The sequence below is a fragment of the Vogesella facilis genome (assembly GCF_042648525.1).
Classification (GTDB): domain Bacteria; phylum Pseudomonadota; class Gammaproteobacteria; order Burkholderiales; family Chromobacteriaceae; genus Vogesella; species Vogesella facilis.
In genome coordinates this window covers 12,535-31,690 of the sequence record NZ_JBHRXN010000006.1, presented here as the reverse complement: position 1 = coordinate 31,690, position 19,156 = coordinate 12,535, and the positions used below count along the sequence as shown (strand labels likewise).

The window sequence follows — 19,156 nt, the reverse complement described above, 5'->3', positions numbered from 1 at the left end:
GCGGGAGCAGCCACCATGACCAACACCGGTTTGCTCTACGACGACCTGTTTCTGGAACACAACGCCGGCCGCCAGCTGTACTGCGGCCAACATGGCAGCGCCGACTGCGGCGAGGAGTTCGACTCCCCGCTGCGCCTGCGCTACACCAAGGCGCTGCTCGACGCCACCGGCATAAGCGCGCAACTGCGGCCGCTGTCCTACCGCCCGGCGGATGACAACGCGCTGCTGCGGGTGCACAGCCCGGCCTACCTCGCCAGCCTGGCGGCCGACTGCGCCGCGGCGCAAAGCGATGGCGTGCAGCTGGGCGCCGATGCCCGCGGCGGCCCGGCCACCGAACGCATCGCCCGCGCCGCCGCCGGCGCCGCCTGCGCCGCGGTGGATGCGGTAATGCAGGGCGAGGTGCGCAACGCCTACGCGCTGATCCGCCCCTCCGGCCACCACGCCGGCCCGGACTACGCCATGGGCTACTGCTACTACAACAACGTGGCGGTGGCCGCGCGGCACGCGCAGGCCAAGTACGGCGTCGAGCGCGTCGCCATCATCGACTGGGACGTACACCACGGCAACGGCAGCCAGCACATCTTCTACGGCGACGACAGCGTGCTGTTCTGCTCGCTGCACGAAGAGGACAACTACCCGCAGGAAAGCGGCAGCGAGCAGGAACACGGCGAAGGCCGCGGCACGGGTTACAACCTCAACATCCCGCTGCCGGCCGGCAGCGGCTACGCCGCCTATGCCGAGGCATTCCAGCGCGTGCTGCTGCCCATCCTGCAGCGCTTTGCACCGCAGCTGATCCTGGTCTCCGCCGGCCAGGACGCCAATGCCTACGACCCGCTGGGCCGCATGCGCCTGACCCGCCCCGGCTTCCGCCGCCTGGCCGCCAGCCTGGTGGCCGCGGCGGAAACACTGTGCGACGGCCGCATCGTGATGCTGCAGGAAGGCGGCTACAGCCTGCCCTACCTGCCGATCGCCACCCTGGGCGTGATCGAGGGCCTCAGCGGCCTGCAAGTCGACTTCGACGACCCGCACCTGATACCCGACCGGCCGCTAAGCGCCGGCGAAGCCGCGGCGGTCAGCCGCGCGCTGGAGGCACAACGCCCGTACTGGGCAGCACAGGAGGAACACCATGCGTAACGTCACCGTCGCCACCACCCAGATGAGTTGCAGCTGGGACCGTGCGGCCAACCTTGAGCGCGCCGAGGCGCTGGTGCGCGAAGCCGCCGCCCGCGGCGCCAACATCATCCTGCTGCAGGAGCTGTTCGAGGCCCCGTACTTCTGCATCGACCAGCGCCACCACCACAACGCGCTGGCGGCGCCGTTCGACGGCCACCCGTGGCTGGGCCGCTTCGCCGCGCTGGCGCGCGAGCTGCAGGTGGTGCTGCCGGTGAGCTTTTTCGAACAGGCCGGCAACACCCAGTTCAACAGCCTGGCGATGATAGACGCCGACGGCAGCATCCTCGGCCACTACCGCAAGATGCACATCCCGGACGGCCCCGGCTACAGCGAAAAGTTCTACTTCTCGCCCGGCGACATGGGCTTCAAGGTGTGGGACACCCGCTACGGCAAGCTGGGCGTCGGCATCTGCTGGGATCAGTGGTTTCCGGAGACCGCGCGCTGCATGGCACTGATGGGCGCCGAGATTCTGCTCTACCCCACCGCCATCGGCAGCGAGCCGCACGATGCCGGCATCAACTCCAAGCGCCACTGGCAGAACACCCAGCGCGGCCACGCCGCGGCCAACCTGATGCCGCTGTTGGCCAGCAACCGCGTCGGCACCGAGCACGGCGAGGCCGGCACCCACATCACCTTCTACGGCGGCTCCTTCATCGCCGGTGAAGACGGCGAGCTGCGCGCCGAGGCGGCGGACGGCGACGGCAGCATCCTCACCGCCAGCTTCGACCTGGACGCGCTGGCCGCCAAGCGCCGCGCCTGGGGCGTGTTCCGCGACCGCCGCGTGGAGCACTACGGCACGCTGCTGCAGTACGCGCAGGGCTGAGCCGGGCAGTCGCCGCATGACACAACGCCGTCCGCTGGCAGCAGCGGGCGGCGTTGTTCATTTGTCCGCCGGGGTGGCGACGTTGCGGCCAACGTTGGCCGCACGCTGGCGCGCGGCAGCCGGCGGCGCTTAGCCGGCAACCCCCTCATCCGGGCGTCGCGCGACGGTGGCCGCCACCGTCGGCGCCGCCAGGCCGCGATGCGCCCGGTCCGCCTGCCACACGAACAGCGCGCCCAGCAGCGTCAGCGCCAGCATGCTCCACAGCATGGCGTTGCCGGGCATGGCGGTGAGCAGCACGCCGGCCAGCACCGGGCTGCCGGCGGCGCCCAGTTGCGCCAGGTTCTGCGCGCCGTAGTAGCTGCCTTTCAGCTGCTCCGGTGCGATGGCGTCGATGTACAGGTATTCCGCCGGCACCAGCAGGATCTCGCCCAGGGTGAACAGCACCATCCAGCCGCACCACTGCCACAACGACGGCGACAGCGCGAAGCCGGCCAGGCCGCCGGCCAGCAGCAGCGAGGCCAGCATGATCCAGCGCAGCAGGGTGTGCGGCCGCAGCAGGCGCCCCAGCCAGAACTGGCACAGCACCACGGTCAGCGCGTTGCTGGTGATCAGCGCCGACATCCAGCGCAGCACCTCGGCATCGCTATGGCCCTGCAGCAGGTACAGCGACAGGTAATCGGAAAAGCGCCCGTGCACCACGCAGGCCAGCAGGCTGCCGATGGTGAACAGCACCAGGGTGCGGTCGCGGCGCAGCAGTTGCAGCGTGGCGGCAAACTGCTGCGGCCGGGCCGCCGCGGCCGTCGCCCCGCGCGGCACCTGGCGGGCCAGCGGCAGGCACAGCAAGGCCAGCAGCGCCGCCAGCCAGTACGCCCACGCCACGTGGCCGGCCGCCAGCCAGCTGCCCAGCAGCGGGCCGATGGCGTAGCCGACATTGGCCAGCGTGTAGCGCAGCGAAAACGCCGCGCTGCGCTCGGCCGGCGGCAGCAGGTCGCTCAGCAGCGCCTTGATGGCGATGCCGAACAGCACGAAGGCCGCCTCCATCAACAGCAGCCCCAGCGCCGCCAGCGCCAGTTGCCGGCTGCCCGGCAGCAGCGCAAAACCGCCGGCCACCGCCAGCAGCGACAGCTGCAGCAGGCGGCGGCGGTCGGCGCGATCCACCAGATAGCCGGCATACAGCCCGGCCAGCGTGGCGGCGACCAGCACCGCGCCCAGCAGCAGGCCGATCTGCTGCGCGGCGAGATCGAGCTGCCGGCCCAGCGTCAGCACCAACAGCGGCGACACCAGCGCGCGGCTGATCGACAACAGGAAACTGCTCAGCAATAGCTGGCGCACCACAGGGGAAAAACGCGACACGATGGCACTCCTTTTCGTCAGCCCCCAGTATCGGCAACAAAGCAGAAGCAAAAAATGGATAAACTCCGCCTTATTTACTTCCGCTTTTATCCGCGCCGAACAGCCTGGCCGCGGCAAGGAGAAGCCATGCGTCTGGAACAACAATACCGGCTGCTGTACCAGCACTACGGCGAAGCCGACAGCCACCCCGGGCTGCCGGCGCTGGCCACGCTGCTGAACTGCAGCGAGCGCAATGTGCGGCTGCAGCTGGGCAAGATGCAGGCGCAGGGCTGGCTCGACTGGCAGCCCGGCCGCGGCCGCGGCCGGCTGTCCACCCTGCGCTGCCGGCGCACGCCGGAGATGCTGGCACTGGACAACGTTGGCCGCCTGCTGGCGCAGGGCGAGCTGGAGCAGGCGTTTGCCCGCCTGCCGCCGGAACAGCGCGGCCAGCTGATGGCACAACTGCCGCGCTACCTGGGCGCCGGCAACAACCGCCGCCAGCTGCGCATCCCCATCCATCGCCAGCTCACCACGCTGGACCCGCAGCAAGTCAGCAGCCGGCTGGAGGCGCACCTGGTGCGGCAGATGTTCGATCGGCTGTGCGATTTCGACGTGCACAGCCAGACGCTGCTGCCGGCGCTGGCGCACCACTGGGAGGCGCAGCACGACGCGCGCCGCTGGCGCTTCTGGCTGCGGCCGGGCATCAGCTTTCACGACGGCACGCCGCTGGATGCCCAGGCGGTGGCAGCCAGCATCCGCCGCCTGGACCACCCGGCCTGCACCTGGCGGCGGCAGTACCGCGGCCTGCGCGCCATCCGGCTGCACGATGCGCTGTCGCTGAGCTTCGAGCTGGCGGACAGCGACTGGCTGTGGCCGCAGCGGCTGCTCAGCGCCAATGCCTCCATCGTGCCGCTGCGGCGTGCGGCCAACTTTGCGCAGCTGCCGGTGGGCAGCGGCCCGTTCCGCGTGCTGCGCCACAGCCCGCAGCGGCTGACGCTGCAGGCCAACCCGCACTACTACCGCGAACGGCCGCTGCTGGACGAGATCGACCTGTGGGTGATCGACACCCCGGCGCAGCAGCAGGGCTTCGATGTGCGGCTGGACGCCGGCGGCGGCGATCGCGCGCTGCAATCGGCCTGCACCTACCTGGTGCCCAACCCGCAGCGGCCGCTGCTGCGCGATGCCGCCAGCCGGCGCTGGCTGCTGCGGCTGCTGTCGCAGCCATCGGTGATTACCGCCGACGATCCGCTGCGGCGCCCGGCGCACGGCCTGCTGCCGGACTGGCAGCAGCCGGCGGTGGCGCCGGCGGCGGCGCCGTTGCCGGCCGGCAGCCAGCTGCGGCTGGTGACCTACGAGCTGGCCGCGTTCCAGCCGCTGGCGCAGGCACTGGCGGCGCGGCTGGCCAGCGCCGGCATCGGGCTGCAGATCGTCACCCTGGACTATCCGCGTTACGAACGGCAGGAATGGTGGCCGGATACCGACCTGGTGCTGGGCAGCGAGGTGCTGCACGACGACCGCGACTACAGCTGCCACGAATGGTTTGGCAGCAACCCGACGCTGCGGCTGGCGCTGGGCGAGGCCGGCGGCGCGCGCATGGATGCGGCACTGCTGGCGATCCAGCGCCAGCCGTCCCCCGCCGCGCGCATGGCGGCGTACCGGCAGATAGCTGACTGGCTGGTGGCCGAAGGCTGGCTGCTGCCGCTATCGCACGAATACCAGGGCGTGATCGCCAGCCCGGCGGTGGCCGGGCTGACGCTGGGGCTGAACGGCTGGATGGATTTCTCGCGGCTGTGGCTGCAGGACGCGTCCTGACCGCCGGCCGCCGCTGAGCGAGCGCCACTGCGGCCAACGTTGGCCGCATAAAACAACAGCGCCCCACTGGGGGCGCTGTGCATTACGCGGTGGCCGCGCTTACCACGGCACGCTGCCGCCGCGGCGGCGGTACCAGCCGGTCACCGACAAGCGTTGCTGCCGCGCCGGCAACACCTCGTGCCAGAAGCGGTCGGACAGGAACAGCACCAGGGTGCCGGCCTCCGGCGTCACGTCGATGTGCTGCGTACAGTCGGCGTCCAGATACAGGCGGATCTCGCCGCCGCCATCCTGCGGCCAAGCCTCGTTCAGATAGAACACCGTGGTCAGCGTGCGCGCGTCGTCGTCGCGGAAACGGTCGAGGTGCTTCTTGTAGAACGCGCCTTCCGGGTACACCGCGAAGTGCGACTCCAGCTCGGCCAGCCCCAGGTACAGGCCGCGGTTCACCGCCTGCATCACCTCGTCCATCGCCGCGTTGTAAGCCTGCACCGCCGGCAGCGTTGCCACTTTATCCAGCCACAGCACCGAATCGCTGCGAATCTCGGCGCGACGCGCCTGGCCATCGCCGCGGCCGGTGGCCGCCTCGTGGAAGCGGCCCTGCTGCCACACGTCCAGGCAGGCGTCGCGCAGTTCGGCTACCAGGCTGGCTGGCAGCGCATGGGGAATCACCACCCAGCCATCGCTGGCCAGGCGGTCGAGTACGGCATCAATATCGAATGGCAGGGACATCGCGCTCATCACAGAAAATCGGTCAGGCGGCTTTCTACCATGCGCCGCTGCCGCCGCCAATGCGTTGCATCAAGCCCGCAACAGCCAGTTGATGCCGCCGCCGCCCAGCAGCAGCCAGCCGAACAGCAGCGCCGCCAGCGCCAGCGGCCGCCAGCCGGCGCGGTACAGCGCGGCAAAGCGGGTATCCAGCCCCAGCGCCGCCATCGCCGCCGCCAGCAGCAGGCGCCCCAGCAACAGCAAGCCATCGTGCAGTGCCGGCGGCAGCCAGCCGCTGCTGTTCAGCGCGATCGCGGCGATGAAACCGAAGGCGAACCACGGCACGGCGATCGGCGCCCGCTGGCCCTGCGCCGCCGCGCGCCGCTGCCACACCGCGGCCAGCAGCAGCAGGAACGGCGCCAGCAGCATCACCCGCAGCATCTTGGTCAGCACCGCGCTGGCCGCCGCCGCCTCGCCCACCGCCTTGCCGGCCACCAGCACCTGCGCCACCTCGTGCAGGGTGGAGCCGGTCAGCACGCCGTAGCCGGCCTGGTTCAGCCCCAGCGGCGCCAGCAGGCCATACAGCCACGGGTACAGCAGCATGGCGATGCTGCCGAACAGCACCACCCCGGCCACCGCCACGCCGGCACGCTCGCTGCTGGCGCGGATCACCGGCTGGGTGGCCAGCACCGCCGCCGCGCCGCAGATGGCGCTGCCGGCGCCGATCAGCACGCAGCTGTCGCGGTCCAGCCCCAGCCGCCGCCCCAGCCACAGCGCCAGGCCGAAGGTGGAGGCCAGCACCAGCGCATCGATCAGCAACACCCGCCCGCCCAGCTGCTGCAGCTGGCCCAGCGTCAGCTGCAGGCCGAACAGCACGATGCCGGCGCGCAGCAGCGACTGGCGGCACAGCCGCAGCCCCGGCAGCCAGCCGGCCGGCAGCGGCCGCAGGTTGGCCAGCAGCATGCCGCCGACGATGGCCAGCAGCAGCGGCGAGATGGCATGGGCGGCCAACCACGGCAGCGCGGCCAGCCACTGCGCGGCGGCGGCCAGCAGCAGCGCGGCGGCGACGCCGCTGATATATGCAGTTTTTTGCATATCGATAGCACCAGCAGGTTTAACGGTGCCGCCAGCTTACGCAGCCGGCTTTTAGTGGTAAAACGGATAATATCGATCAGATAAATCAGCAAAACCGATCAATGAGCCTGAAACTGAGCCTGCGCGAACTGGAAGTGTTCGCCGCCATTGCCGATGCCGAGTCGGTGACCCGCGCCGCCGACGTGCTGGCGCTGTCGCAATCCGCCGCCAGCCAGGCGCTGGCGCAACTGGAGGCCGCGCTGGGCGCCACGCTGTTCGATCGCGTCGGCCGCCGGCTGCAGCTGAACGAGAACGGCCGTGCGTTGCTGCCGCGCGCCCGCGCCCTGCTGGACGAGGCGATGGCGTTGCAGCAACTGTTCGGCGAGGCGCCACTGTCGCTGCGCCTGGGCGCCAGCACCACCATCGCCAACTACCTGCTGCCGCAAAGGTTGGCCGCACTGCGCCGCGACTGGCCGCAATGCAAGGTGGCACTGCAGGTGGCCAACACCCGCGACATCGTGGCGGCGGTGGCGGCGCTGCGGGTGGATTTCGGCCTGATTGAAGGCCCCTGCCACCACCCGGAACTGCTGGCTACGCCGTGGCAGCAGGACGAGCTGGTGCTGATCGCCGCCGCCAGCCACCCGCTGGCGCAGGGCGTACTGACGCGCGAGGCACTGGCCGCCGCGCCGTGGCTGCTGCGCGAGGCCGGCTCCGGCACCCGCGAAGAGGTGGAGCGCGTGCTGCTGCCGCTGTTGGGCAGCCTGCGGTTGGAAATGGAGCTGGGCGATTCGGAGGCCATCAAGCGCGCGGTGGCGGCCGGGCTGGGTATCAGCTGCCTGTCGCGGCGCGTGGTGGCGGAGCTGCTGGCGGACGGCAGCCTGCTGGAGCTGGCCGGCGACCTGCCGCCGCTGGCGCGCACGCTGTGGTGCGTGCGCCACCGCGACCGCCCGCCAAGCCGCGGCATGCAGGCCCTGCTGCAGCTGGATGCCGCCCCCTGAGGCACCGCCCGTTTCCGGCCGCCTGCGCTAGCTACCCGCCGCACGGCGCCGGTGCGGCTCAGTAGTTCTCCACCACCTGGCGGTAGTTGCCGGCCAGCCAGTGCAGCAGCAGCGGAAAGTGGTCGCGCGCCGCATCCGGGTGGGTGAGCAGGCTGACGTGATCGTAATCGTGGCGATGGCCGCTGTGCCGCGCCAGCAGCCGCAAGCGCGACAGGTGCGCGCCGCTCTCGTCGCGAAAGCGCTTCACATCGGCCGGATGGCCGCGACAGGGGTCATTCTGCGCGGCGAAGTACAGCGCCGGCGGCAGGCGGTGCCGCTGCGCGGCGGCGGCGTAGTCGAAGCCGTCGTCGCTATCCACCCATGGCGCCACCTGCGCCCATTGCTTGCTCTGCCGGTGGCTCTTGTCGGTTTCATCGTCCGCGCCCAGCCCGATGCGCCGCGCCGGCAGGTAGCCCACCGCACGGCATAGCAGGCGGCCAACGATATTCCACAGCAGGTCCACCTCCAGCGTCTTGCGCCAGTTGCGCACATGCACGCTGCGCTTGCTGCCGAAATACACCAGGCTCTGCACTTCGGCTATCAGCTGCGGGAAGCGCAGCAGGCAGCTGCTCATGTGCACCCCGCCCCAGGAGTGCGCCATCCAGTGCAGCGGCGCCCCGCCCTTGATGTGGCGTACCGCGGCATGCAGCGCCGGCAGGTCTTCGGTGATGGTTTCGGTCTGGCCGTGGCGCGCGTGGCGGTCGATACGCGGCGTGCTGTGGCCTCGGCCGCGCAGGTCAGCCACGAACACATCGTAGCCGTGCGCCGCCAGATACGGCGCCAGGCCCTTGCCGCTGGCGGAGTAGAAGATGCGGCCGTTGGCCATCACCCCGTGCAGCAGCAGCACCGCCGGCGCGTCCGGCTTGCCGGTCGGCCGCAGTCGTTTCAGGAACAGCGTGTCGCGGTCGGTGACCGGCACCTGGATATCTTGCTGGCGTATCGTCATGTTTCCTCCCGTGGTGGTAGCGGCGGCCATCTGCGCGGCCGTTCAAACTATCGATTGAATAAACCGCACTCCGCCGCCGCCGTCAACCGCTACGCCGCCGCCCGTCGGCGTGCTGCGCTAGTTGCCACAGTGGAAACCCCGTAGACTGCCGCCTTCCCGTTTTTACCGCCTGGCGCAAGCCACGCCCGCCGATGCCCTTTTCCGCCTTTGCCCTCGACCCGGCGCTGCTGCACGCGCTGGACGAAGCCGGCTACCCCGCCGCCACCGCCATCCAGCAGGCGGCCATTCCGCTGATTCTGGCCGGCCACGACCTGCTGGCCACCGCCCACACCGGCGCCGGCAAGACCGCCGCCTACAGCCTGCCGCTGCTGCAAAAATGGCTGCTGGCCAGAGGCGGCCACGGCAAACGCTGCACGCTGATCCTGCTGCCCACCCGCGAGCTGGCGCAGCAGGTCGGCGCCACGCTGCAGCAGCTGGCAGCGCACCTGCCGCGCGTCAAGATCGTCACCGCCTATGGCGGCGTGTCGATCAACCCGCAGCTGCTGGCGCTGCGCGGCGGCGCCGATTTCGTCATCGCCACCCCGGGGCGGCTGCTGGACCTGATCGACAACAACGCCCTGCAGCCAGCCGATATCGATACGCTGGTGCTGGACGAGGCCGACCGCCTGCTGGCGCTGGGCTTTGCCGACGAGTTGCAGCGCATCCTGGCACTGCTGCCGACCAAGCGGCAGACGCTGCTGTTCTCCGCCACCTTTGCGGCCAACGTTCAGCAGCTGGCGGCCGGCCTGCTGCAGCAGCCAAAGCGGGTGCAGATCGACAACGCCGAGGTGCCGGACATCGCCCAGCGCGCCATCGAGGTGGATGCCCGCCGCCGCAACGCCCTGCTGCTGCAGCTGCTGCAACAGCAGGCCTGGCCGCAGGCCATGCTGTTCGTCAACAGCAAACACGATGCCGCCGAGCTGGCGCAGTGGCTGCAACGCGAAGGCATCCGCGCCGCTGCGCTGCATGGCGAGCTGGCGCAGGGCCGGCGCGAGCGGGTGCTGGAGAACCTGAAGAACGGCACGCTGCAGGTGCTGGTGGCCACCGACCTGGCGGCACGCGGCATCGACGTGCCGGCGCTGCCGGCGGTGATCAACGTGGCGCTGCCGCGCTCGCCGCAGGACTACACCCACCGCATCGGCCGCACCGGCCGCGCCGGGCAAAGCGGCGTGGCGATCAGCCTGATCGACGCCGACAGCCGCGCCCACTTCCGCCTGATCGAAAAACGCCTCGGCCTGCGCCTGGCGCGCGAGGTACTGCCCGGCTTCGAACCGACCGACCAGCCGGCGCCGCGCCTGGCCGCCTGCGACGACAACGGCGGCATCAAGGGCAAGCGCATGAGCAAGAAGGACAAGCTGCGCGCGGCTGCTGCGGCCGCAGCCGGCACGGACAAACCGCCAGCGGGCTGAGCGCGGCGAGCGCCCCGCCCTCGCGCGCATGAAAAATGCGGCCAACCTGGCAAGGTTGGCCGCAGCGCGTTTGGGCCGGTGCAGTTGCCGGGACAAGCAGTTATTCGCCGAAAATGTCTTCCGAGAAGTACTTCTTCTGAATCTTGCCGTAGCTGCCATTCTTGCGAATCTGGCCAATGGCCTGGTTCAGGCGCTGTACCAGGGCGGCATTGCCTTTCTTCACCGCAATACCGGCCCCCTCGCCAAAGTAGCGGACATCGGTAATCGGCGCGCCGACAAAGGCGTAGCCCGCCCCCTGCTTGGTCTGGATAAAGTCCTGGTCGCCCACTTCGCTGGTCACGAACACCCCGTCCACGCGCCCGGACTTCAAATCCAGAAACGCCTCCGGTGCCTTGCCGTACACCACGATGCTGGCGCCGTTCCTGCCCCACACATCGCGGGCATATTTCTCTTGCGTGGAAGCCCGCAGCACGCCGATACGCTTGCCGTTGAAATCCTTGGCGCCGATGGTGGTACCTGCTTTGGCGATCATGCGCGCCGGCACGTGGTAGTACTTGCCGGTGAAATCCACCGCCTTCCTGCGCTCGGCGGTAATCGACATCGACGACAGGATGGCATCGTATTTATTGGCGTTCAGGCCGGGAATCAGCCCATCCCAGTCTTGCGGCACGATCTGGCAGCTCACCTGCATCGCCTGGCACAGTGCCTGGGCGATATCCACGTCGAAACCTTGCAGATTGCCATCCGCGCCCTGTTTGGTGAACGGCGGGTAGTTGCCATCCATGCCGAAGCGCAGCGTCTCGCCGTGTGCGGTGCCCAGCATTGCCAGCAGCAGGCCGGCCAGCGCCCGTTGTTTGATCGTTTTGCTCATGATGCTCTCCTTGGTTTTCACGGGGTAACAGACCACATCAGTCCAGCGCCGCCAGCAGGGCAGCCGGCGGCGTGCCGGCCAGGCCCATGCTGGCCAGTGTCCGGCCATGCCGGCGGTAATCGGTCTGGTTGAAGGCGCCGGCCAGATTGAGGCAGGCATCCAGAATCGGCGTCGCCAGCCCGCACAGGCGGGCCAGCTCGTGGCAGGGCACCAGCAGATAGGGCACGTCCTCGCTGATATAGCGCGACTGCGGCCCCTCCGGCGCGCTATGCAGCTTGCTGTGGGTATCGCTTTGCCGGTTCAGTGCCAGCACGCTGTCAAACTGCGTGCCGTACAGATCGTTCATCGCCGCCAGCTCACTGCGCAGCCTCAGGCCGAGCGCGGCTCCGACCTGCAGCCGTTCGGCATCGAGCTGTTCAGCGGCGCGCGCCACGCCAGGCGAGCAGCAGTCGCGGTAGAAGCTGAAGCGGCCGCCACTGTTTTCCAGCAGCCCCATGCTGCAGATGGTCAGCAGCGGATGCCCGCCGAAGTTGATGTTTTCCAGCCCCGCCTCCAGCACATTGCCAAGCGGGGTCAGCGGCAGCGGCAGCAGCGGCTGCAAGCGCGCCAATGCCGCGCGGGTACGGCCGGCGGGCAAGGCGGCGGCAGGCAGGTGACGCTTGACGCCGAAAATGGCCAGCTGTGCCGGCGCCACGATGCGCGTCGCCCAGGGAATGGAAATGCAGTCGACAAAAGTGAGATCCAGCGCCGCATAACCATGCTCCCGCTGCAAGCGTCGCAACACCAACGAGCCGTAATTGCCGGGCATCAGGCAGATGAGCTGGCCGCTGCGCAGATGGGGCAGCAGCGCCACGAACAAGGCTTCCTGGGCAAAGGACGGTACCGGCAGCAGCAGGATGTCGGCGAAGGCGGCCGCAGCGGCCAGCGAGCGGGTGAGCGTGTGCAGCGCGGCGTGGCCGGCCAGCTGCAGGGCCTCGCCCTCCAGCTCGGCCAGCGCGGTGATACCGCCCTGGCACTGGATGGCATCCAGTTGCTGATCAAAACCGGGGGCGCCATACAGGCAGACCTCTACCCCCTCGCGGCTGAGGTGATAGGCAGCGGTCAGGCCGGCATTGCCGGCGCCAAGAACGGAAACACGGAGCGGTGACATGGACTGATTCTCTGGTGAGTGATCTTCAGTGCCATCTTGGCCGCACTCCATAACCAGGAAAAATGCTATTTCCAGCTGAATCCATGCCGTAACGTTATGGTTATTTCACGGCAACCACGGTGGCTCACCACCGAACAGCCTCTCGCCATGCGGCAGGTACGCCACTTGCAACAGGATGCCCTCCTCGCGGGCCAGCTCGAAGAAGCCGCGCAGGAACTGCTGGGCAAACGGTGCCAGCGGCCGCAAGGTGGGCAACAGAATCAGGAATTCGAACGGCAGCGCCGGCTCGAAGCGGTGAATGGTCACCAACTCGTTCTGGTTGCGGGCGATATGGGCGGTGAACGGGTCGGTAACCGCGGCGCCCACCCCTGCAGCCACCAGGCTGGCCAGGGCGCTGGCGAACGATACTTCGATCGGATCATGACGATGAATGCCGGCCTGGCGGAAAGCATGGTCCAGCAGCTGCTGCGCCGGGTCCTGTTCATTGCGGATCAAGGCGGTGCCGGCCAGGTCGCCCGGCGTCAGTGGACGATGCCATTGCGCCAGCGGGTGCGCCGGCGGCAGCAGGCAGATACTGTCGCAACGTACCCGCAGCCCGCTCATGCCTTCGCCAGCCTCGCAGCCCAGCGCAAAACCGATATCGCAAGTCTGGATGGCGACCCGCTGCAGCACTTCCTCGCTACGAAAGGTCTGCAGCGTCATGGCGCCCTGAAAGCCCTGCTGCAGGCACAGCCGCAGTGCCTCCGGCAAGAACAGGTTGGACAACAGCGGCATGGCCGCCAGCACCAGGCTGCCGCTGTGCTGCTGCCGGATGCTGCTGGCGCTTTGACGCAGACGCTCCAGCCCGACAAACGCCCGGTCCACCTCCAGATAAAACGCCTGCCCCTGCGACGTGGGCTGCAGGCGCCCCTTGATGCGCTCGAACAAGGGAAAGCCTACCGCGTCCTCCAGCGAGGCGATCAGCCGGCTTACCGCCGGTTGGGCGATATGCAGATAGTTGGCCGCAGCCGTCACCGTGCCTAACTCGATCACCGCCTTGAATGCACTAATCTGCTGGAACTTCATACCGACTCCTGCTGCGGCTTGCCTGAGCAACGTCGCGCGTCTCAGCGCAAGACCAGGCAACAACGAGCGGCGACGCGGCACGCCCACGTTTCAAAGATGTGCTTGCCGGAGATGGCGACCCCGTCTCGGCGGCACGACGCGCATGGTAAACAGCTTCAGCGCACCACGACAAATGTGGCCGCCGGGTGACCGGCAATAAAAAAACCCCGCGCGGCATCCCGGCGGGGTTTTTGCTGACGCTGGCGGGCTTACGACTCCCAGCGCGTGTCGCGCCACTCGGCCATTTCTTCCTTGTCGAGGAAGGTCCACGCCACCACGCGGCTGACCTTGTTGCCCTGCGCCATTTCCAGCACCACCACGCGGCGCGCGTCGCACATTTCCAGCTCGCGCTGCAGGCCACGCACATTGTCCACCTTGGACACCAGCGAGCTGAACCACGCCACCTGGTGGCCGTAGCGCACGCTCTGGCGCGCCATGGTGGCCAGGAAGAACTCCTCGCCGCCCTCGCACCACAGCTCGTGGTGTTTGCCGCCGAAGTTCAGCTCGACATTGGCCATGCGCTGGCCGGTGAGGTTGGCCACCTTGCGCCGCGCCGCCGCCTCCGCCTCCTGCGCCGAGCCGTAGAACGGCGGGTTGCAGATGGTCAGGTCGAAGCGGTCGTCGCGCTTGATGATGCCGTCGAACACGTCGCCCGGGTGGGTCTGCTGCCGCAGCTTGAGGCCGCTTTTCAGCTGCGGGTTGGCGTCCACCAGCAGGCGCGCCATGCGCAGCGCGTCGGCGTCGATGTCGCAGCCGACGAAGCGCCAGCCGTACACGCTGCGGCCGATGATCGGGTACACGCAGTTGGCGCCCACGCCCACGTCCAGCACGGTGACGCGCTTGGGAATGGTGCCCTTGTTGCTCTTGGCCAGCAGGTCGGCGGCGTGGTGCAGGTAGTCGGCGCGGCCGGGAATCGGCGGGCACAGGTAGCCGGGCGGGATATCCCAGAACAGCACGCCGTAGTGGTGCATCAGCAGCGCACGGTTCAGCGCCTTCACCGCCGCCGGGTTGTGGAAGTCCACGGTCTCGATGCCGTGCTCGTTGTGGCGCACGAACTCGGCCAGCTCGGGGTTGACCGCGATCAGCTGGGCGAAGTCGTACGGGTTGCGATGGGCGCTGCGAAAGTGCAGGCCGGGCTTGCTGTCGGGAGTAGGAGTCGTCATGGCGGGTACCGCAAAATCAATCGGCGGATTGTACGGACTTATTGCCCGCCCTGCAGGACTGCGGCCAACCTTTGTGCCGCCGCCGGCTCAGGCGCTGTGCTGGCCGGGGCTGCCCGGCTGGTATTTCTGCCACACCCGGCGCATGTCGCGCGCCGAGCTGAAACCGGCGCCTTCCGCCGCGCGCTCCACGCTGCTGCCCTGCTGCAGCAGCTGGCGCACCACGGCGATGCGCAGCCGCTGCTGGTATTCGACGATGCCGACGCCGGCCTGCTCGCGGAACAGCCGGGTGAGGTGGCGCGGGCTCAGGTACACGCGCTCGGCCAGCAGCTCCACCGGCCAGCGCTGCGCCGGTTCGCGCGCGATCAGGTCCTGCGCGCGGTGCACCGCCGGGTGCAGGTGGTTGCGGAACGCCAGCCACGGCGACAGCTGCGGATCGTCGCCGGCACGGCGCGCGTATAGCACCATGCGCCGCGCCACGCGGCCGGCGATGTCGGCGCCGGCATGGCGCTCGATCAGCGCCAGCGCCAGATCCATGCCGGTGGTGATGCCGGCCGAGGTGGCCACGTTGCCGTCCTCGACGAAGATGCGGTTGTCCAGCACCCGCGCCGCCGGCGCCACGGCGGCCAGCTTGGGCACGATGCTGTGATGGGTGGTGCAGCTGCGGCCGTCCAGCAGCCCGGCCATGCCGGCCAGCAAGGCGCCGGAGCAGATGGTGGCCAGCTGCACCTGCGGCGTGATGTGCCGGCGCAACCAGGCCACCAGCTGTGCGGCCTCGGCCGTGGCATAGTCGGCGTCTTCGTCCACCGTGCCGCACAGGATCACCAGGCTGCCGACGGGCAGGATGTCCGGCAGCGGATCGATCAGCGACGCCAGCCCCAGCGAGCTGACACATTCGCGCGCCGGCCCGGCCACCCGCAGGCGGAACGGCGCGCCCTCCTCGATGGCCATGCGCAGCGCCTCGGCCGGGCCGACGAAATCCAGCGCCAGGTAGCGCGGAGTGAGCAGAAACCAGATGTCCATGCCGTGCGCGCCTACAGTTCGCCCAGCTTGATGTCGGGGTGGAACTCGCCGGCCACTTCCTTGACGATGGCCTGGCCGGCGATCACCCGCTCGCCGTTGAAGGTCAGCGTCGGCTGGCCGTGCAGCTGCCAGCCGCGGTTCAGCGCCTCGGTGACGCGCAGGCAGAAGGCGGCATCGTCCGGGCCGGTCAATAAACGGTACAGCTTCATAAGTCCTCTTCCTTACAGCATCGTGCGATACACGATGAAGCCGGTATCGCGTGCCAGCTTGTCGTACAGCTGGCGCGCGGCAGTGTTGTCCTGATGGGTGTGCCAGTACACGCTGGGGCAGCCCTGCGCGCGGGCAGCGTCGCCGACCGCCGCGATCAAGGCCCTGGCCACCCCCTGCCCGCGCGCCTGCGGCGCGGTGAACAGGTCCTGCAGGTAGCAGGCGTAGTGCGGCAGCAGGGTGTTGCGCAGGTAGATCGCGTGCGCCAGCCCCACCAGCTGGCCGTCCAGCTCCGCCAGCCACAGCTGCATCGGCTCGGCATCGTCCAGCAGCCGCTGCCAGGTCAGCCGCAGCTGCGCCTCGGGCAGTGCGGTGTCGCCGTGGCGGCCGTAGAAGGCGTTGTAGCCGGCCCACAGCGCGCACCATGCCGGGTAGTCCTGCAGCGTGGCCGGGCGGATCTGCAGCGCCATCATGCCTGCCCCGTCACGGCCGGGCGCCGCGCCATGGCCAGCAACCGCGGGCCGAACACGTTCACCGCCAGCCCGGCCAGCAGCACCGCGCCGCCGGCCAGCTGCCAGAAGTTCAGCCGCTCGCCCAGCACCAGCGCCGAGGACAGCACACCGAAGAACGGCACCAGCAGCGAATACGGTGCCACCACGTTGGCCGCATGCCGCGCCAGCAGCTTGCTCCACTGGCCATAGCCGAACAGGGTGGCGATCAGCGCCAGATAGGCCACCGCGAACAGGCTCTTGCCGCTGAACACCAGGCTCCAGTCGATCTGCGCCGACTCGAACAGCGCCGACAGCGCGAAGAACGGCAGGATCGGCACCAGGCTGCTCCACACCACCAGCCCCAGCATGTCCGGCTTGTGGCCGGCGGCCACGATGCGCCGCACCACCACATTGGAAAACGCCCAGCTGAGCGCACCGCACAGGGTTAGCAAGAAGCCGGCCAGCGGCAGGCCGGCGGCGCCCAGGCCGCCGATCAGGTACAGGCCGACGCTGCCGACGGCCAGGCCGGACAGCTGCCAGCGGGTAAAGCCTTCGCGCAGCCACAGCAGGCTGATCAGCAGGGTGAAGAACGCCTGCGACTGCAGCACGATGGAGGCGAGGCCGGCCGGCATGCCCAGCTTGATGGCGGTGAACAGGCAGGCAAACTGCCCCAGCCCGACGCTGATGCCGTACAGCGCCAGCCAGCGCCACGGCAGCGCCGGGCGGCGCACGAACAGCAGGCCGATGGCGGCCGCTGCGCTGTAGCGCAGCGCGCCCAGCAGGAACGGCGGCACCCCGGCCACGCCCCACTTGATCACCACAAAGTTGAAACCCCATACCGCCACGATGGCGAGGGCTATCAGTCGGTCTTGCCAGTTCATGGCTTGCGCTCCCGTTTATGCATGCAAAGCTGGCGGTATCGGGCCGGCATCACGCCGCCGCGGCCAGGGCCATTACCTTACCCGGCCCATGCCAGCGGCAACAGCAACAGTGTGTTCTGCGCTGGGCGGTTACAGCTGGCGCGGCTTGTAGACGCGCTGGCTGCTGGCCGGGTTGGCCGCCAGCCGCGCACCGCTGCGCCGCGGCCGCGGCAGCAGCTCGCCGCCGCAATTGGGGCAGACCTGCTGCATGGCCGCCGCGCAGTCGCGGCAGAAGGTGCATTCAAAGCTGCAGATCAGCGCCTCGGCGCTGTCGCCGGGCAGATCGCGATCACAACATTCACAACCGGGGCGCAAGGCCAGCATGCTGTTTCTCCTCGGGGTGGCGGCACGGGCGAAAGCGGCCATCCGCCAACCGGACAGGGGTGGGCGATAGCGCCATTGTGACGCAGGCCGGCCGCGCTCACGAGGCAGTTTCCGGCCGCACAGCGGACGGATTACGCCATTCCACCCCGGCACAGCCGGCTGTAAGCGGCATGATACAAAGCCGACAAGCACGCGATATGGCCGGCTGCAACACTGCAGGCTGACGGCAACCCAACCCTGCACGGAGCCCAAGCCATGTCACACCCTCGCCTTAGCCGCAGCCTGCTGGCACTGTTTGCCGGCCTGCTGGCCGCCACCGCCATCGCCGCCCAGCCGCTGCCGCCGAACGGCGCCCCCGCCGCCTGCCCGCCGCCGCATGCCGACGGCCGCGCGCACGCCGAAGCCGGCGCGCTGGAACCGCTGCTGCCGCAGCTGCAACTGAACGCCCGCCAGGAAGTGTTGTGGCAGCAGGCGGAAACCGCGCGCCTGGCGCGCATGGTGGCGCAACGCCGCGCCGCGCAGCTGGCGCAGGCCGCGCTGCGCGACAATCTGGCCAACCCGAAAGTGCCGCTAAGCGTGGCGCTGCGCGATGCGCTGCCGGCGGCGAAGGACAGCCCGTTCACCGGCGCCGAGTGGGTCAGCTTCTTTGACAGCCTGTCTGCGCAGCAGGCCGCGCAGGTGCGACAATACCTGCTGGCGCAATCCGGTGATAACATGCCGCCCGCATTGCCCGGCATGCCGCGCGAAGGTGCCACGCCCAAACCGTGAGGCCGGGTAGCGCTGGCCTGGCGGCCAACCGCGCCACACCCGCAGCCCCTTTTCCAGCCACGGAACCTCTATGTCTGCCCAAGCCATACGCCTGCTCATTGTCGATGACGATCCGGATATCCGCAGCCTGCTCGCCGATTACCTGCGCGGCTACGCCATGCTCTGCACCACGGTGGCAGACGGCGCCGCCATGCAGGACATGCTGGCGCGCGACAGCTTCGACCTGATCATTCTCGACCTGATGCTGCCCGGCGAGGACGGCCTGGCGCTGTGCCGCCAGATCCGCCGCCAGGGCGACACGCCCATCATCATGCTGACCGCGCGCGGCGAAGCGGCCGACCGCGTGGTGGGGCTGGAGCTGGGCGCCGACGACTACGTGGTGAAACCGTTCGACCCGCGCGAGCTGGTAGCGCGCATTCATACCATCCTGCGCCGCAGCAAGCGCCAGCAGCAGCCGCTGGAAGTGCAGGAAGTGCGCTTTGCCGGCTGGACGCTGCACCACATCAAGCGCGAGATCACCACCCCGGAGCAGGTGTTGATCCCGCTGTCGCATGCCGAGTACCGGCTGCTGTGCGTGTTCCTGGAGCGCCCGCAGCGCGTGCTCAGCCGCGAACAGCTGCTGGATGCCGCCCGCGGCCGCGCCATCGAGGCGTTCGACCGCAGCATCGACCTGTTGGTGTCGCGGCTGCGGCAGAAGCTGGGCGACGACCCGAAATCGCCGCGGCTGCTGAAAACCGTGCGCGGCGAAGGCTATCTGTTCGACTGCAAAGTGGAATGACAGGACCCGCCTG

The 19,156-nt window shown here is 69.2% G+C and carries 20 protein-coding genes; 7 read left to right on the top strand and 13 right to left on the bottom strand.

The window, feature by feature from the left end; genetic code table 11:
• Positions 1–15 precede the first annotated feature (15 nt).
• Both ACFOLG_RS02195 and aguB read left to right on the top strand, forming a co-directional pair.
• Complete coding sequence (locus ACFOLG_RS02195; RefSeq protein WP_386087917.1) at positions 16–1,134, top strand: class II histone deacetylase; 1,119 nt, start codon at positions 16–18, stop codon at positions 1,132–1,134.
• Complete coding sequence (gene aguB, locus ACFOLG_RS02190; protein ID WP_386087915.1) at positions 1,127–1,996, top strand: N-carbamoylputrescine amidase; 870 nt, start codon at positions 1,127–1,129, stop codon at positions 1,994–1,996. Before ACFOLG_RS02195 ends, aguB begins: the two co-directional genes overlap by 8 nt.
• 129 nt (positions 1,997–2,125) lie before the next feature.
• Here aguB and ACFOLG_RS02185 read toward each other — a convergent pair whose 3' ends face one another.
• A complete protein-coding gene (locus tag ACFOLG_RS02185; RefSeq protein WP_386087913.1) occupies positions 2,126–3,349 on the bottom strand; it encodes an MFS transporter in 1,224 nt (407 codons plus the stop codon).
• A gap of 126 nt (positions 3,350–3,475) precedes the next feature.
• Here ACFOLG_RS02185 and ACFOLG_RS02180 point away from each other — a divergent pair, with 126 nt between their 5' ends.
• Entirely contained in the window at positions 3,476–5,140 is a 1,665-nt protein-coding gene (locus tag ACFOLG_RS02180) for an ABC transporter substrate-binding protein (RefSeq protein ID WP_386087911.1), read from the top strand.
• A 99-nt stretch (positions 5,141–5,239) separates the two neighbouring features.
• Here ACFOLG_RS02180 and ACFOLG_RS02175 read toward each other — a convergent pair whose 3' ends face one another.
• Both ACFOLG_RS02175 and ACFOLG_RS02170 read right to left on the bottom strand, forming a co-directional pair.
• Positions 5,240–5,866, bottom strand: coding sequence for a 2OG-Fe(II) oxygenase (locus tag ACFOLG_RS02175; RefSeq protein WP_386087909.1), 627 nt, complete (start codon positions 5,864–5,866; stop codon positions 5,240–5,242).
• A gap of 69 nt (positions 5,867–5,935) precedes the next feature.
• Positions 5,936–6,937 (bottom strand): YeiH family protein, encoded by a 1,002-nt coding sequence (locus ACFOLG_RS02170; RefSeq protein ID WP_386087907.1) that lies wholly within the window; start codon positions 6,935–6,937, stop codon positions 5,936–5,938.
• Positions 6,938–7,038: 101 nt separating this feature from the next.
• Here ACFOLG_RS02170 and ACFOLG_RS02165 point away from each other — a divergent pair, with 101 nt between their 5' ends.
• The gene (locus ACFOLG_RS02165; protein WP_386087905.1) at positions 7,039–7,914 is read left to right on the top strand and encodes a LysR family transcriptional regulator; all 876 of its coding nucleotides are present in this window, start codon (positions 7,039–7,041) and stop codon (positions 7,912–7,914) included.
• Between the two features lie 58 nt (positions 7,915–7,972).
• Here ACFOLG_RS02165 and ACFOLG_RS02160 read toward each other — a convergent pair whose 3' ends face one another.
• Positions 7,973–8,899: an alpha/beta hydrolase family protein gene (locus ACFOLG_RS02160; RefSeq protein ID WP_386087903.1), complete on the bottom strand. Its 927-nt coding sequence runs from the start codon at positions 8,897–8,899 to the stop codon at positions 7,973–7,975.
• 191 nt (positions 8,900–9,090) lie between these two features.
• Between ACFOLG_RS02160 and ACFOLG_RS02155 the strand changes: the two genes are divergently transcribed.
• Entirely contained in the window at positions 9,091–10,347 is a 1,257-nt protein-coding gene (locus ACFOLG_RS02155; RefSeq protein WP_386087901.1) for a DEAD/DEAH box helicase, read from the top strand.
• Positions 10,348–10,447: 100 nt separating this feature from the next.
• Here the strand turns inward: ACFOLG_RS02155 and ACFOLG_RS02150 are convergent, their stop codons facing one another.
• The 9 genes from ACFOLG_RS02150 to ACFOLG_RS02110 all read right to left on the bottom strand — a co-directional run bounded on the left by ACFOLG_RS02150 (position 10,448) and on the right by ACFOLG_RS02110 (position 17,597).
• Positions 10,448–11,218, bottom strand: a complete 771-nt coding sequence (locus ACFOLG_RS02150) for a transporter substrate-binding domain-containing protein (RefSeq protein WP_386087899.1) — start codon at positions 11,216–11,218, stop codon at positions 10,448–10,450.
• Positions 11,219–11,255: 37 nt separating this feature from the next.
• Positions 11,256–12,368: an NAD/NADP octopine/nopaline dehydrogenase family protein gene (locus tag ACFOLG_RS02145; protein ID WP_386087897.1), complete on the bottom strand. Its 1,113-nt coding sequence runs from the start codon at positions 12,366–12,368 to the stop codon at positions 11,256–11,258.
• Between the two features lie 105 nt (positions 12,369–12,473).
• Positions 12,474–13,433: a LysR substrate-binding domain-containing protein gene (locus ACFOLG_RS02140; RefSeq protein ID WP_386087895.1), complete on the bottom strand. Its 960-nt coding sequence runs from the start codon at positions 13,431–13,433 to the stop codon at positions 12,474–12,476.
• A gap of 248 nt (positions 13,434–13,681) precedes the next feature.
• Positions 13,682–14,635 carry a 23S rRNA (adenine(1618)-N(6))-methyltransferase RlmF gene (gene rlmF / locus ACFOLG_RS02135; RefSeq protein WP_386087893.1) on the bottom strand — a complete coding sequence of 318 codons (954 nt, stop codon included), beginning with the start codon at positions 14,633–14,635 and terminating at the stop codon, positions 13,682–13,684.
• A gap of 87 nt (positions 14,636–14,722) precedes the next feature.
• On the bottom strand, positions 14,723–15,655 hold the full coding sequence (locus tag ACFOLG_RS02130) for a GlxA family transcriptional regulator (RefSeq protein WP_386087891.1): 933 nt from the start codon (positions 15,653–15,655) through the stop codon (positions 14,723–14,725).
• 11 nt (positions 15,656–15,666) lie between these two features.
• The gene (locus ACFOLG_RS02125; protein ID WP_386087889.1) at positions 15,667–15,864 is read right to left on the bottom strand and encodes a DUF1737 domain-containing protein; all 198 of its coding nucleotides are present in this window, start codon (positions 15,862–15,864) and stop codon (positions 15,667–15,669) included.
• Between the two features lie 12 nt (positions 15,865–15,876).
• On the bottom strand, positions 15,877–16,335 hold the full coding sequence (locus tag ACFOLG_RS02120; RefSeq protein ID WP_386087887.1) for a GNAT family N-acetyltransferase: 459 nt from the start codon (positions 16,333–16,335) through the stop codon (positions 15,877–15,879).
• Positions 16,332–17,234, bottom strand: a complete 903-nt coding sequence (locus ACFOLG_RS02115) for an EamA family transporter (protein ID WP_386087885.1) — start codon at positions 17,232–17,234, stop codon at positions 16,332–16,334. The genes ACFOLG_RS02120 and ACFOLG_RS02115 overlap by 4 nt, the downstream gene beginning before the upstream one ends.
• A 129-nt stretch (positions 17,235–17,363) precedes the next feature.
• Positions 17,364–17,597 carry a DUF1272 domain-containing protein gene (locus ACFOLG_RS02110; protein WP_386087883.1) on the bottom strand — a complete coding sequence of 78 codons (234 nt, stop codon included), beginning with the start codon at positions 17,595–17,597 and terminating at the stop codon, positions 17,364–17,366.
• Positions 17,598–17,852: 255 nt separating this feature from the next.
• Here ACFOLG_RS02110 and ACFOLG_RS02105 point away from each other — a divergent pair, with 255 nt between their 5' ends.
• Both ACFOLG_RS02105 and ACFOLG_RS02100 read left to right on the top strand, forming a co-directional pair.
• A complete protein-coding gene (locus ACFOLG_RS02105; RefSeq protein WP_386087881.1) occupies positions 17,853–18,365 on the top strand; it encodes a hypothetical protein in 513 nt (170 codons plus the stop codon).
• 70 nt (positions 18,366–18,435) lie between these two features.
• A complete protein-coding gene (locus tag ACFOLG_RS02100) occupies positions 18,436–19,143 on the top strand; it encodes a response regulator transcription factor (RefSeq protein WP_349582431.1) in 708 nt (235 codons plus the stop codon).
• Positions 19,144–19,156: the final 13 nt, after the last annotated feature.